This window comes from Shewanella sp. BC20, from assembly GCF_003129585.1.
GTDB classification, from domain to species: Bacteria; Pseudomonadota; Gammaproteobacteria; order Enterobacterales; family Shewanellaceae; genus Shewanella; species Shewanella seohaensis.
Genome location: NZ_NHRI01000002.1, coordinates 41,060 through 55,259 on the forward strand (window position 1 = coordinate 41,060; position 14,200 = coordinate 55,259).

Annotated in this window: 12 protein-coding genes; 4 read left to right on the forward strand and 8 right to left on the reverse strand. The window is 48.0% G+C overall.

Going from position 1 to position 14,200, the window contains the following annotated elements:
* Positions 1–92: 92 nt before the first annotated feature.
* From lon to ppiD, 3 genes are all read left to right on the forward strand, one after another.
* Positions 93–2,450 carry an endopeptidase La gene (gene lon / locus CBX96_RS02645; RefSeq protein WP_023267523.1) on the forward strand — a complete coding sequence of 786 codons (2,358 nt, stop codon included), beginning with the start codon at positions 93–95 and terminating at the stop codon, positions 2,448–2,450.
* Between the two features lie 259 nt (positions 2,451–2,709).
* Positions 2,710–2,982 (forward strand): nucleoid-associated protein HU-beta, encoded by a 273-nt coding sequence (gene hupB, locus CBX96_RS02650; RefSeq protein WP_011717547.1) that lies wholly within the window; start codon positions 2,710–2,712, stop codon positions 2,980–2,982.
* A gap of 226 nt (positions 2,983–3,208) precedes the next feature.
* A complete protein-coding gene (ppiD, locus tag CBX96_RS02655; RefSeq protein ID WP_109285618.1) occupies positions 3,209–5,074 on the forward strand; it encodes a peptidylprolyl isomerase in 1,866 nt (621 codons plus the stop codon).
* Between the two features lie 148 nt (positions 5,075–5,222).
* Here the strand turns inward: ppiD and CBX96_RS02660 are convergent, their stop codons facing one another.
* The 8 genes from CBX96_RS02660 to pspF all read right to left on the reverse strand — a co-directional run bounded on the left by CBX96_RS02660 (position 5,223) and on the right by pspF (position 13,327).
* Entirely contained in the window at positions 5,223–5,435 is a 213-nt protein-coding gene (locus tag CBX96_RS02660; RefSeq protein WP_011071920.1) for a molybdopterin-binding protein, read from the reverse strand.
* A gap of 115 nt (positions 5,436–5,550) precedes the next feature.
* Complete coding sequence (gene fabV / locus CBX96_RS02665) at positions 5,551–6,753, reverse strand: enoyl-ACP reductase FabV (protein WP_109285619.1); 1,203 nt, start codon at positions 6,751–6,753, stop codon at positions 5,551–5,553.
* 105 nt (positions 6,754–6,858) lie between these two features.
* Entirely contained in the window at positions 6,859–7,644 is a 786-nt protein-coding gene (locus CBX96_RS02670) for an ATP-binding cassette domain-containing protein (protein WP_011623242.1), read from the reverse strand.
* The gene (locus CBX96_RS02675) at positions 7,625–8,632 is read right to left on the reverse strand and encodes an oligopeptide/dipeptide ABC transporter ATP-binding protein (RefSeq protein WP_011623241.1); all 1,008 of its coding nucleotides are present in this window, start codon (positions 8,630–8,632) and stop codon (positions 7,625–7,627) included. The genes CBX96_RS02670 and CBX96_RS02675 overlap by 20 nt, the downstream gene beginning before the upstream one ends.
* A gap of 3 nt (positions 8,633–8,635) precedes the next feature.
* The gene (locus CBX96_RS02680; protein WP_011623240.1) at positions 8,636–9,526 is read right to left on the reverse strand and encodes an ABC transporter permease subunit; all 891 of its coding nucleotides are present in this window, start codon (positions 9,524–9,526) and stop codon (positions 8,636–8,638) included.
* Entirely contained in the window at positions 9,513–10,544 is a 1,032-nt protein-coding gene (locus tag CBX96_RS02685; RefSeq protein WP_109285620.1) for an ABC transporter permease subunit, read from the reverse strand. Before CBX96_RS02685 ends, CBX96_RS02680 begins: the two co-directional genes overlap by 14 nt.
* Positions 10,544–12,169, reverse strand: coding sequence for an ABC transporter substrate-binding protein SapA (sapA, locus tag CBX96_RS02690; protein WP_089067501.1), 1,626 nt, complete (start codon positions 12,167–12,169; stop codon positions 10,544–10,546). The genes CBX96_RS02685 and sapA overlap by 1 nt, the downstream gene beginning before the upstream one ends.
* 69 nt (positions 12,170–12,238) lie before the next feature.
* Entirely contained in the window at positions 12,239–13,327 is a 1,089-nt protein-coding gene (gene pspF / locus CBX96_RS02695) for a phage shock protein operon transcriptional activator (RefSeq protein ID WP_109285621.1), read from the reverse strand.
* A 177-nt stretch (positions 13,328–13,504) separates the two neighbouring features.
* Between pspF and pspA the strand changes: the two genes are divergently transcribed.
* Positions 13,505–14,188 (forward strand): phage shock protein PspA, encoded by a 684-nt coding sequence (pspA, locus tag CBX96_RS02700; protein WP_109285622.1) that lies wholly within the window; start codon positions 13,505–13,507, stop codon positions 14,186–14,188.
* Positions 14,189–14,200: the final 12 nt, after the last annotated feature.

Here is a 14,200-nt window from a genome sequence, read left to right on the forward strand (position 1 = left end):
CGGGCTCCTTTTTTTATTTTGACCATTGAAACCCAGTAAAGCGCCCCAATATACTCCATAACTAATCCCTTTCATCTAAACGGAATCGAACTATGACCTTAGAGCGTGAAGCGCATATCGAACTCCCCGTGCTGCCACTGAGAGATGTGGTGGTCTATCCCCATATGGTAATTCCGTTGTTCGTTGGCCGAGAAAAATCGATTCGTTGTCTCGAAACGGCAATGGCCCAGGATAAGCAAATTATTTTAGTCGCTCAGCGTGACGCTGAGTTAGACGAGCCGACCAAAGACGATATCTTTGAAGTCGGCACTGTGGCGTCTATTCTGCAACTGCTTAAACTGCCTGACGGTACGGTAAAAGTACTGGTCGAAGGTGGTCGCCGCGCCCGAATTACCCGTTATACCCAAGAAACGGATTTCTTTGTTGCTAAGGCGGAGTATCTAGAGTCTGAGCCTTTAGAAGATAAAGAAGAGGAAGTCTTGGTTCGCAGCGCGATTGGCCAATTTGAAGGCTATATCAAGCTTAACAAGAAGATCCCGCCTGAAGTCTTAACTTCGCTCTCGGGCATCGATGAAGCGGCGCGCCTTGCCGATACCATGGCGGCCCACATGCCACTCAAGCTTGAGGACAAACAGTCCGTGCTGGAGATGACTAACGTCGGTGAGCGTCTGGAATATTTAATGGCGATGATGGAGTCGGAAATTGACTTGCTACAGGTCGAGAAACGTATCCGTACCCGCGTTAAAAAACAGATGGAAAAGAGCCAGCGTGAGTATTATCTGAACGAGCAGATGAAAGCCATCCAAAAAGAATTGGGTGACTTAGACGAAGGCCACGACGAGTTTGAAGTCTTAAATCGTAAGATTGAAGAAGCCAACATGCCAAGCGATGCTAAAGAGAAAGCCGTCGCCGAGCTCAATAAATTACGTATGATGTCACCTATGTCTGCCGAAGCGACCGTGGTTCGCAGCTATGTTGATTGGATGACCTCAGTGCCTTGGAGCCAACGCTCTAAAATCAAACGCGATTTAGCCAAAGCCCAAGAAGTGCTGGATACCGATCACTACGGTCTAGAAAAGGTCAAAGACCGTATTCTGGAATACTTGGCAGTGCAGAGCCGTGTGCGTCAACTTAAAGGCCCTATCCTGTGCTTAGTCGGCCCACCAGGTGTGGGTAAAACCTCGTTAGGTCAATCTATAGCGAAAGCAACCGGTCGTAAGTATGTGCGTGTTGCCTTAGGCGGCGTGCGTGATGAAGCGGAAATCCGTGGTCATCGCCGTACTTACATTGGCTCAATGCCGGGTAAAGTCATTCAAAAGATGGCGAAAGTGGGCGTGAAAAACCCCTTATTCCTGCTCGATGAAATCGACAAAATGAGCTCGGATATGCGTGGCGACCCAGCGTCAGCACTGTTAGAGGTGCTTGATCCTGAACAAAACGCGACCTTTAACGACCATTACCTCGAAGTTGACTACGACTTATCCGATGTGATGTTCGTGGCGACCTCGAACTCGATGAATATTCCAGGCCCGCTTCTGGACCGTATGGAAGTCATTCGTCTGTCGGGTTATACCGAAGATGAGAAGCTCAATATCGCTAAGCAGCATTTACTGACCAAGCAAATCGAGCGTAACGGTCTTAAAGCGAACGAAATTCATATTGAAGACAGTGCGATAGTCGGTATCATCCGCTACTACACCCGTGAAGCTGGTGTGCGTGCACTAGAGCGTGAATTGTCGAAGATCTGCCGCAAGGTCGTGAAGATGATCCTGTTGGATAAATCCATCAAGTCAGTCACAGTGACCGCGGACAATCTCAAGTCTTTCCTCGGTGTGCAACGTTTTGACTATGGTAAGGCGGAGTCGAACAACCAAATTGGTCAAGTTACCGGTTTGGCGTGGACCGAAGTGGGTGGCGATCTGCTCACCATTGAAGCGACATCAGTGCCCGGCAAAGGCAAGTTGACCTATACAGGCTCACTTGGCGATGTGATGCAAGAGTCGATTCAAGCGGCAATGACGGTCGTGCGTGCCCGTGCGGAACAATTAGGTATCAACGGCGACTTTTATGAGAAGCGTGATATCCATGTTCACGTGCCAGAAGGGGCTACACCAAAAGATGGTCCATCTGCGGGCGCGGCAATGTGTACCGCATTAGTGTCTAGCTTAACGGGTAATCCTGTGCGCGCCGATGTGGCGATGACGGGTGAAATTACCTTACGCGGAGAAGTGTTACCTATCGGCGGTTTAAAAGAAAAACTGCTCGCGGCACACCGTGGTGGCATTAAATTGGTACTTATTCCAAAAGAAAACGAGCGTGATCTGGAAGAAATTCCTGCCAATGTGATTGCCGATTTGGAAATTCGTCCCGTGCGTTGGGTCGACGAAGTGTTAAAACTGGCGCTGGAAAGACCGGTTGAAGGCTTCGAAGTGGTTAAAAACTTGGCATAACGCAAGAAAATGCGCTATCACGCTAAAAAAAATGAAAAAAGGGGCTTAACAAAGCGCAGACCTGTGGTAGCCTAGGTCTGTGGAGAGTCGGTTGCTCCAAGCCCTTGGCGCAACTGGCTTTGAGCTGTATCCAGTTTTATTTCTTTGGTTTTCGAACTCAGCTTGAACTTTGAATTCAAGCTTGTTATAAAAGCCTCCGCAGACCGCTCTAGAGACGGATTTGGTTGCGGCGCAAAAAAATTACATTCAAGGGGATGACATGAACAAATCTGAACTAATCGAGAAAATCGCTTCTGGTGCTGACATTTCTAAAGCCGCTGCTGGCCGTGCACTGGATTCTTTTATCGCTGCTGTGACCGAAGGTCTGAAAGAAGGCGATAAAATTTCTCTTGTTGGTTTTGGTACTTTTGAAGTGCGTGAACGTGCTGAGCGTACTGGTCGCAACCCACAAACGGGTCAAGAAATCAAAATCGCAGCAGCAAAAATTCCAGCATTCAAAGCTGGTAAAGCTCTGAAAGACGCTGTCAATTAATTTTTGATATCGTAGCCTTTGTAAGGCGTTCGTAATGATAAGCACTGTTTAAACAGTGCTTTTTACGAATTGAAAGTAATGGATTTTGAAGCACAATTTCTACCATTACTCGGGGTTTTAGTACTTACCAGTGGTAGCGTCTGAATAATCCCCATAAATTACAGAAAGGCGCATCTCAAATTGATGCGCCTTTTTATTTTGTTAATCGCAACGAGCGAGAAATCTGATGTTAGAAAAGATCCGCGACGGTTCGCAAGGCGTGATTGCTAAAGGCATTCTCGTACTTGTGATTTTATCTTTTGCATTTGCAGGCGTAAGTAGCTATTTAGGCTCAAAATCGGACGTCCCTGCCGCAGAAGTCAACGGTGACAAAATCACTAAAGCCGAGTTAGAGCAGGCCTATCAGAGCGAACGCGCTCGTATGGAGCAACAACTGGGTGAAATGTTTGCTGCGTTATCTGCCGACGAAAGATACCTAGAAAGCATCAAGCAGAGCGTACTCGAACGTTTAGTGGCCGATAAATTGATTGACCAAGCTGCCGCCGCTATGGGGCTACGTGTGTCTGACGAGCAAATTATCACGGCGATTAAATCAGAACCCGCTTTCCAAACTGATGGCAAATTCGATAACGACCGTTATCAGGCGATTTTGCGTCAGTTAGGCTATCAGCCACAAACCTTCAGAAGCATGATGCGTGTCGATATGACTCGTCGTCAGTTAACTGCGGCGTTAGTGGGCACTGAATTCGTATTACCAGGTGAAGCTAAGCAATTAGCTGAGCTGCAAGGTCAAACTCGCGACATTCGCTACTTAGTAGTGGATTCTGCGCCATTCCTTGCTAATGCCTCTGTGACAGACGAACAAGTTAAAAACTACTACGACACTAACCAAGGCCAGTTTATGAGCCCTGAGAAGGTGAGCTTAGAGTACGTTGAGTTAAACGCGGCTGATTTTGCTAAAGACAGCAAAGTGACCGATGAAGAAGCTCAGGCTTACTACGATGAACATAAGACGCAATACGTGTCTAACGAGAAACGTTTAGCGGCGCATATTCTGATTGGCCCAGGTAGTGATGAAGCGGCGGCGAAAGCTAAGGCTGAAGATTTAGCTAAGCAGTTAGATAACGGTGCTGATTTTGCTGAGTTAGCCAAAGCCAATTCAGAAGATACCTTAAGTGCAGAGCAGGGCGGTAAATTAGACTGGTTTGAACCCGGTGTCATGGACCCAAGCTTTGATACTGCACTGTTTGCACTGCAAAAAGGTCAGCATTCAGCGGTCGTGAAAACGGACTTTGGTTTCCACATCATCAAACTGTTAGACGTTCAGCCAGGTACAACTGTGCCATTTGCGGATGTCAAAACGAAGATTGTGGCTCAGCTGCAAGAGAAAAAAGCGGTCGATCAATTCTATAGCTTGCAGAGCAAACTGGCTGATACCAGTTACGAAGTGCCTGATACCTTAGCCGAAACTGCTAAAGTGGTGGGCGTTGAGATTAAGACTACGCCAATGTTCTCACGTGATGATGTGCCAGCGGCATTGAACAAGCCTGACGTAGTTAAAGCCGCATTCTCTGACACGGTTTTACGCCAAGGCCTAAACAGTGAAGTCATTGAACTTGAGCCAAACCATGTTGTGGTTATCCGTATGAAGGAACATCACGATGCGGGTACTATGCCATTAGCCGAAGTGAAGGCCGATATCGCTGAGCGTTTGAAGCAAGATCAAGCGAACGAAGCGGCACGTGCTAAAGCGCAAGAGCTGATGACCCAAGTTAAAGCGGGTGCGACGGATGTGACTCTCACGGCTAAGACTAAACTGGGCCGTGGCGCACAAGACGTTGACGCGGCCATTGTGGGCAAAGCCTTCCAAATGCCAACTCCGAGTGCTGCACCTGTGGTTGACACTGTTGGTTTAGCTAATGGCTACGCTGTGATTGCACTGGATAAAGTGAACGCGGCAGAGTCAGTTAGCGATGAGTTAGTCAATGCGCTGAAACAACGCTTAAATGCACAATACAGCGAAGCGGATTACCGCGGTCTGATTGAGTCACTGAAAGCGAATGCGAAAGTTCATTACCCTGTAGAAGGTTAATTGCGATAAGGGATAACTTGCTTATCCCTTATTTTACGAAGTAATAGAAAGGTTTAGCGAATCTAATAGAAAAGGCCAAGTGTTCACTTGGCCTTTTTGTTTGTCTGGTTACATATCTGCTCGGCGGTGTGAGGGTATGCTCAACAGCTTAATCATCCACACCAATCATCACACTGCTTGCTTTAATGAGTGCATAAGCTGAATCACCCACTTTTAAGTTTAAACGCTCACAGGAAGCTTTTGTGACGACTGAGGTTAATACTACGCCTGGTGCCAGTTCGATAGTGACTTCGTTGTTTACTGAGCCAATTTCGATAGCGGTAATTTTGCCACTCAGGGTATTACGTGCACTGATCTTCATTCTTTATCCTTAGTTAGTGTTGAAGTCATGCTAGTTTAGCCTATCGCGCTAGATTTGCAGCAAATAAAAACGCCACCCAAGGGTGGCGTTTTACATAAATTATTCAACTACTTGATTAGAGCTCGATCACATCGAACTCAACGTATGGGTTCACATCGGCATCGTAGTCTATGCCTTCGATGCCAAAGCCAAATAGCTTGATAAACTCGGCTTTATATTCTTGATAATCGGTCAGTTCTGACAGGTTTTCAGTGGTCACTTGCGGCCACAGATCACGGCAGTGCTGCTGGATATCTTCACGTAGTTCCCAATCATCTAAACGCAGACGGTTGTCGCTGTCAGTCTCTGGTTTTGCACCATCGGCACGGAACAGACGTTCACTGAACATGCGATAGATTTGCTCCATACAGCCTTCGTGCAGGCCTTCTTGGCGCATCTTCTTAAACACCATCGCAATATACAGTGGCATCACCGGAATGGCAGAGCTTGCTTGGGTCACAACGCTCTTCAGCACAGCAACGTTAGCGCTGCCACCTTTGGTTGCAAGCTTATCATTTAAGGCTTTAGCCGCACGGTCTAAGTCCATCTTGGCTTTACCCAGTGCGCCGTGCCAGTAGATTGGCCAAGTTAACTCAGTGCCGATATAGCTGTAGGCAACGGTTTTGCAATTGTCGCTCAATACACCAGCCTCGGCGAGTGCGTTAATCCACAGTTCCCAATCTTGACCGCCCATCACAGTGACAGTATCGGCAATTTCTTGCTCAGTGGCAGGCTCAACGGTGGCTTCGATAATGCAGTCTTTGTTCGTATCAACGGCGGTCGCGGTATACACTTCACCGATTGGCTTTAGCGCAGAACGCACTAGCTCACCAGAGTCTGGCAGTTTGCGCACGGGTGATGCTAATGAGTAGACCACCATGTCCACTTGACCTAAGTCTTGTTTGATAAGCTCGATAACTTTTTGCTTAGCTTCATGGCTGAAGGCATCACAGTTGATGCTCTTAGAGTACAAACCTTCAGCTTTGGCAAACTTGTCGAAAGCGGCAGAGTTATACCAGCCCGCGGTACCGGGTTTAGATTCAGTACCAGGCTTTTCGAAGAACACACCAATGGTTGCTGCATCGCTACCAAAGGCGGCTGCAATGCGTGAAGACAGGCCATAACCACTGGATGAACCAACAACAAGCACTTTCTTCGGACCGTTGGCGATCTTGCCTTTGGCTTTGGTTAAGGCAATTTGTTCTTGAACGTTAGCTTCACAACCAACGGGATGAGTAGTGGTACAAATGAATCCACGAATTTTGGGTTTGATAATCATGTTTAAGCTTCTTCTATCAAAATGACCAATAGGATAAATACTTCGGTGATTAAATGGCATCTATTTTTAGCCAATTCGCCTGAATATTTAAGTGGTTGGAGCAGTTTAACGCTTATGAACAAACAGGCTCTGCTCCTGAATCAGCCTTTGGGTATATTCGTGCTGAGGCGAATTAAATATCTGTTCTGTTGGGGCTTTCTCAACCATCACGCCTTTGTGCAACACCATAATTTTATCGCTGACATGGCGAATAATATTCAGGTTATGGGACACGAAGATATAGGACAAGCCTAAGTCCTTCTGCAGTTTAAGCAGCAGATTAAGGATCTGTGAGCGTACCGAGAGATCCAAGGCGGTTAAAGCCTCGTCGGCGATGATGATTTTTGGATTGAGCATCAGTGCCCGCGCCACCGCAACCCGTTGTTTTTGCCCCTCGGAAATCATATGGGGATAAAAATCCGCATGCTCGGGTAATAAACCGACCTTCCTTAAGGTATCAATCACTTGGCCATTACGCTCCTTGGCGGATAACTCAGTGTTAAAGCGCAGTGGTTCATCCAGTAATTGACCAATAGTGAGCCTTGGGTTGAGTGAGGTATTGGGATCTTGGAAAATCATCCGAATAAGGCGACAGCGCTGCTTAATATTACGGCTGTCCAGGGCCTCTCCCTCAAAGTAAATTTCACCGCCACTGCGGGGTTCTGCGCCCACCAAAATACGCGCGAGGGTACTCTTGCCTGAACCCGCTTCACCCACGATAGCTAAGGTTTCGCCGCGGTTTAATTCAAATGAAACCGGTGCTAAGGCATCGTTATATTGGCGAGTAAAGCCTTTATAGCCGGTATCGTACCTCTTAAAGAGATCGTTAACTTTAAGCAGTGGGGTCGTCATTCGTCGTTTCACCGTGGTAAGGGAAATGGCAGGCAAAGTAGCGGTCGCGTAAATGACTCAAACTTGGCTGATTAACGCATTTCTTTTGTGCCTCAGGGCATCGTGGCCCTAAGCGACAACCAATGGGCAGATGCTGCAGGGCGGGGGCCGAGCCTGGCAGGGTCGGCATAATGGCCTTGTGCGCCTCTATCCCCGAGTAATCCGGCATATTATCCAAGAGTGCCTTAGTGTAAGGATGATAGGGCTGATTGATCAGTTCTTCCGTTGGGCCTGATTCCATTACTTGGCCACAATAGAGCACGGATAGGTGATCGCACCATTGTGCTAGGGTCTCAAGCTCGTGGCTGATGATTAAAATCGATACGTTTTGTAGCTGGTTAAGCTGTGACAGTAGACGGAAAATCTGTGCCTGAGTGCTCAGCTCCATCGAGTTTGTCGGTTCGTCGGCAATTAATAGTCGCGGTTGGTTGGCAATTGCCATCGCGATCATCACTTTTTGGCATTCACCTTCCGAAAGCTCCCAAGCATAGCTAGACATGACCTTTTGCGGATTCTTAATCCCGACCTTATGCAGCCATTTTTGCGCTGTCTGTTTGGCATGTTTGTGCTTTTGCCAAAAGTAAGCCTTAGGATTCTTAGGCATGGCCTGCATCAGCTGACTACCCACGGTTTGTGAAGGGTCAAGGCTGCCAGACGGGTCTTGGAAGATCATTGCCATATCTGAACCCATCAGATTACGGCGCTCCTTCGAGGTCATGGCCATCAGATTATTACCATCCCACATCATGCGGTCGGCGGTAATGGTCCAATTGGGGCCTGGGATCCCAAGAATGGCTCTAGCGAGCAGACTGCGGCCTGAGCCTGATTCACCCACGAGACCGTGGATTTCCCCCGCGTTCAGGGTCAAACTCACTTTCTCAAGGGCGCGGACTCTGCCGTGGGGCGTGTCGAGCTCAATGGTCAGGTTTCTAACGTCGAGTAATGGCATAGGTTAGTTTCTGATGGGCGCAAGCGCCGATCTCAAGCCATCGCCCACCAAGTTAATGGCGAGCACACTAAAAAGAATCGCCAGCCCTGGAATGGTCACAGTCCAAGGTGCGGTCAACAAATTATCCATGCCCTGGGCGACCATTGCGCCCCATTCAGGACTAGGAGCTTGGGCGCCAAGGCTTAAAAAGCCAAGTGCGGCAATATCTAAAATCGCGGCAGAAATGGCTAACGTGGTTTGAATAATCACCACTTCCCAGACGTTTGGCATGATCACATACCAAAAAATCTGCAGCGAATTGGCACCGTCTAAACGGGCGGCAGTCACATATTCTTTCTGTAACTCTTCATGTACCGATTGATGAATGGAGCGTACAAACTGCGGTGTTAAGGCAATGCCCACGGCCCAGAAGACGTTTTCAAGCCCTGGCCCCATCACGGCAACCACTAAAATTGCCATTAATAGTGAAGGGATAGACAGCAATGCATCGAGCAAGTGCCCCAAAATACTGGACTTTAAGCCGCGCATCATGCCGGAGAGCGAGCCTATGATGAACCCCATAAACAATGCGGTGCCGACAATCATCAGCGCCATGCCGAAGGTTAAGTGTGCCCCATGCAGCAAGCGGCTAAAAATGTCACGACCCAGATCGTCAGTGCCCAAAAAGTGCGCCACTGTGCCCGAAGGGTCCCAAGAGGGTGGCAAGAGTAATGCCCGTGGATCCTGCGCCTCGGGGGAGAAGGGGGCAATCATAGGTCCAAACAGAGTGAGTAGCAGCAGAAAAGCGATGGTCCACAGACCCGCTAAGGCAAAGGGGTTTGCCGAAAAATTCTGCCAGACCCGCATCATGGGAGAGGCAATTTGATCTTCCTGATAAATTTTAATTGGAGGCATAAAGATCTTTTCTGCTCAAGGGATTGAAGACGGTATGCAGCACTTCAATCAAAATACTTAAAAAGATGATCAACAAGGCTACGGCTAAAATCCCGCCCTGGATAACCGTATAATCCCGCTGATAAATACCCGACACCAACCAAGAACCCACACCCGGCCAAGAGAAAATCATTTCAACAACAATTGCATAGCTCGCAAATGCTCCGAGCATTAATCCCAAGTGCTTTAAGACTGGGATCAGCGCGTTGGGTAAGGCGTGGCGCAAAATAATGGTATTGGTGTGCATGCCTCTGGCTTCGGCGGCGCGGATAAAGGTTTGGTTCATCACATTCATCATTGCCGAGCGAGTGCTGCGTACGACCACGGTAAAAGGTAGCACTGCGAGTGTGGTGGCGGGCAGAACGATATGCAATAAGGCATCTTTAAAGGCAGATATGCGATATTCAGAATCAGACAGCAAAATGTCGACCAACATAAATCCTGTAACGGGTTTTATCTCATATAAAAGATTGAGTTGCCCTGAAATGGGCAGCCAGCCTAAGTCGACACCAAACCAGAGTGACAAATACAAACCTAACCAGAATACAGGAACAGAATAGCCCGTCAGGGTAATCGCCATAATGGTATTTTGGGTGAGTTTATGCTGACTCTGGGAGGCCAACACGCCAAGCGGCACACCTAAACCAATGGCTATCACGGCCGCCATGACGGCGAGTTCGAAGGAGGCGGGTAGCACAGAGCTTAATTCTTCGGCCACGCTCTGGTGCGAGGTGACGGATACGCCCAAATTGCCGCTCAGCCTTTGCTGTAAATAAGCAATAAACTGCATGGCTTTATTACTATCTAACTTATAGTCCTGCTCAATTTGCACCACTTGGCTCTCTGACGGTGCATGGATCCCTGTGAGGGCGAAGGTGCGTTCAACTGGAAACAACCCAGTTGCATAAAACAGCACGCCGACCATCACTAGCGAAGTGGCAAGAAACAGATTGAGGCGCCGTAACAGGTATCTGAACATCAGTGCGTCTCCTGCTCAGCTTGGCTGGTTCGGGCAAATGAGATGCCGCCAAAAGGGGTTAACTGCATATCATGGATATTGCTGCGAGTGAGTGCGACTCGCTTGGCGTGGGCCAGACTCAACATTGGCACTTGCTCGGCTAAGAAGGCCTCGGCCTCTTGGTAAATTTCCTTGCGCTCGGCCTGAGTCGAGACTTCCCTCGCTCTGTCTAGAATGGCATCAAACTCTTTGTTGCACCAGCGAGAGCGGTTGTTGTTTGATTGCATCGCCGAGCAACTCAGCAATGGCGTGAAGAAGTTATCGGGGTCACTGTTATCGGCGTTCCAGCCGATGAGGACTGAGTCATATTCATCTCGGCTCAATCTTTGGCTAAAGACGCTCCAGTCGTAACTGATGATATTGACTTTAACACCGATATTGGCCAAGTCAGATTGAATTAACTCGGCGGTTTTCAACGCGTTAGGGTTGTACGCGCGGGCGACGGGCATGGCCCAAATATCGATGCTGAGATGTTTTATTCCCGCTTCTTTTAACAAATCACGCGCTTTTTGCGGATTGTAATCTAACAGTTTTTTATTGCTGTCGTAGGCCCAAGACGCTGGCGGCAACACACCTATGGCTTCTATGGCGGTGTTTTGATACACGGCCCGTAAGATATTTTGCTTATCCACTGCATAGGCGAGGGCGCGGCGCACGCGTACATCATCTAAAGGAGGTTTTTGTGTGTTAAAGGCCCAAAAGGCCACGTTAAGACCAGGTTGAGACTCAATGCTCAGCTGTTCATGTTGCTTGATAACGGGCAGTTCACCCGCTTTGGGCAGGGCCGATACGCTGCAATCACCGGCGATAAGTTTGGCCAGTCTGACTGTGCTTTTTGGGGTGATATCGTACACCAGCATATCGACTTTGGCGGGCTCGCCCCAAAAGTCGGGATTGCGTCGATAGCGAATATATTCGTTTTTGGCGTAATGCACTAAGGTAAAAGGCCCTGTGCCGATGGCGAAATGATCGAGATTTTCTGGGTGCCCTAGTGCCAGTTGCTGATCGGCATATTCGCTCGAGAGGATAACGGCAAAGTCGGTGGCAAGATTTGATAAAAACGACGCATCTTTACGCGCTAGCCGAAAGATAACCTCGTGGTCATTGATTTTTTCGACACTTTTAACTTGTTCTGAAAAGCCAATACTTTGGAAAAAGGGATAACCGGTACGTGATACGCCATGGTAAGGGTGATGTTTGTCGATAATCCGATTGAAGGAAAACAGTACATCGTCGGCGTTAAAATCGCGACTCGGGGTAAAACGGGATGAATGTTGAAACTTAACATTTTCCCTGAGGGTAAAACGGTAACTTAAGCCATCGTCACTCTCGGCCCAACTGGTGGCCAGCGCGGGTACGAGCTGGCCTGAGAGCGCGTCATAGTCCACTAAGCGGCTATAAATTTGGTGTGAAGTCGCGTCGATAGTGGTGCCTGAGGTCACCAACTGCGGATTAAAAGACTCGGGATTCCCTTCGGAACAATAGACCAAACCAGAAGGGAGTCGTTGGGGGCCACATGCAACCAACAACCCACTCATGCAGAAAACTGCAGTTGATAGGCACAGGCGTCTTATTAGCACACTCATTTATAAATCATTATTTTATCGACTATGAACGGCTATTTTAGCAGTGCATCTTGCCCGTGGGCAATCTGCTTATGCTTTATCGAGCAAATTGTACTTTTTCAGAATGCCGCGCAGCTGGTGATAGCTTAAACCGAGGATTTCAGCCGTCTTCTTTTGATTGTACTGACTGGCCGATAAGGCTTGTTGGATGAGCTCCATCTCATAACGCTCGGTTTGCTCTTTAAAGTCCAAGGGAAAACTAAATGGGTTGCTGATGGACTCTGCAATGACGGCCGTGTCGGTATCGGTTTTGGCCGACGTGACTAGTGGCGCGCTTTGCGGCACTTCAGGTGCCGTGATTTGGCGCTCACGGGTACGCACTCGCGTGGTTGGGCGATAGGGGGATGCAAAAGGGTCAAGAATAATCTGTTCAATAGGGCGGTTTTCGCCGCTGCTGCGATACACACTGCGCTCGACCACGTTTTTAAGTTCACGGATATTTCCCGGCCAGTCATGACTCATCAGCTGATCGACCGCGCTGGCACTGAAGCCACTGAAGAGTTCCAGCTTAAGTTGCCTCGCCATGCCCACGGCAAAGTATTCGGCTAAGGTCATGATATCTTCGGGGCGACAACGCAGCGGCGGTAAGGTGATCACATCAAATGCTAAACGGTCGAGCAAGTCGGCCCTAAATTCGCCAGCGTCGGCCAGTGAGGGTAAATCTTCGTTTGCGGCGCAAATCAGGCGCACATCCGCTTGAATGGTTTTACTGCCGCCGACCCGTTCAAACTCACCATATTCGATGACCCGCAGCAGTTTTTCTTGGATTAACCCTGAGGTATTGGCTAATTCATCGAGGAAGAGAGTGCCACCGTCGGCGCGCTCAAAGCGGCCTTCGTGTTTGCCTTTGGCGCCAGTAAAGGCGCCCGATTCATGGCCGAATAACTCACTCTCGAGTAAGTTTTCACTCAAAGATGAACAATTTAGCTTAATAAAACTTTGATCCCAGCGTTTAGACAGATAATGTAAGCGTTCAGCAATCAGCTCCTTACCCGTTCCCCGTTCGCCAATGATCAGTACAGGTTTTGAGAGCGGCGCTATCTGTGAGACATGCTCTAAGACTTCGAGTAGGGCGTTCGATTGGCCGATGAGGTTGTCTTGCTGAAATTTATTATCCACGATATTTTTTAGTCTTTCGCGCTAAATTTTGGTGAAAATGATAATAAGTGGCTTGAGCCATAAAATAAAGGAAAAGTTAAAAATATGTTTATCATTATGAATTTAAACATAAAATAAAAGTTGGCACACTTAGTGTATTACCCTAAGCGAGACCAACATCAATTTGAGGATAGCATTATGGGAATTTTCTCTCGTTTCGCCGATATCATTAACTCCAATATCAGCGCATTACTCGATAAAGCAGAAGACCCTGAAAAAATGGTTCGTCTGATTATTCAAGAGATGGAAGATACACTGGTAGAAGTTCGTTCAACGTCAGCAAAAGTGTTAGCTGAAAAGAAAGAATTAATCCGTCGTATCAGCCGTGTTGAAGAACAAGTTCAAGATTGGCAAGACAAAGCGGAGCTGGCTCTTTCAAAGGACCGCGAAGATTTAGCCAAGGCAGCTTTAGTTGAAAAACAAAAAGCCGCGGGTTTAGTGGATACCTTAAACCAAGAGTTGGCGGTGCTGGATGAGCATATCGCACGTTTAAAAGACGAAGTGGGTTTGCTGCAGGAAAAACTGTTAGACGCAAAAGCGCGCCAAAAGACCATTATTTTGCGCACTCAAACCGCCTCATCACGTTTAGAAGTGAAGAAGCAGTTAGACTCAAGCAAAATCGACAACGCTATGCTCAAGTTCGAGCAATATGAGCGCCGTGTCGAAGGGCTAGAAGCGCAGGTTGAATCTTACGATCTGGGTAATAAAAAGACCTTAGCCGATGAGTTTGCCGCGCTGGAAGCCGAAGATTCAGTGAATGCCGAACTGGAAGCATTGAAGGCTAAAGTGAAAGGCAAAGCTACAACTAAGTCAAAAGAATAACAATTTCAGAGG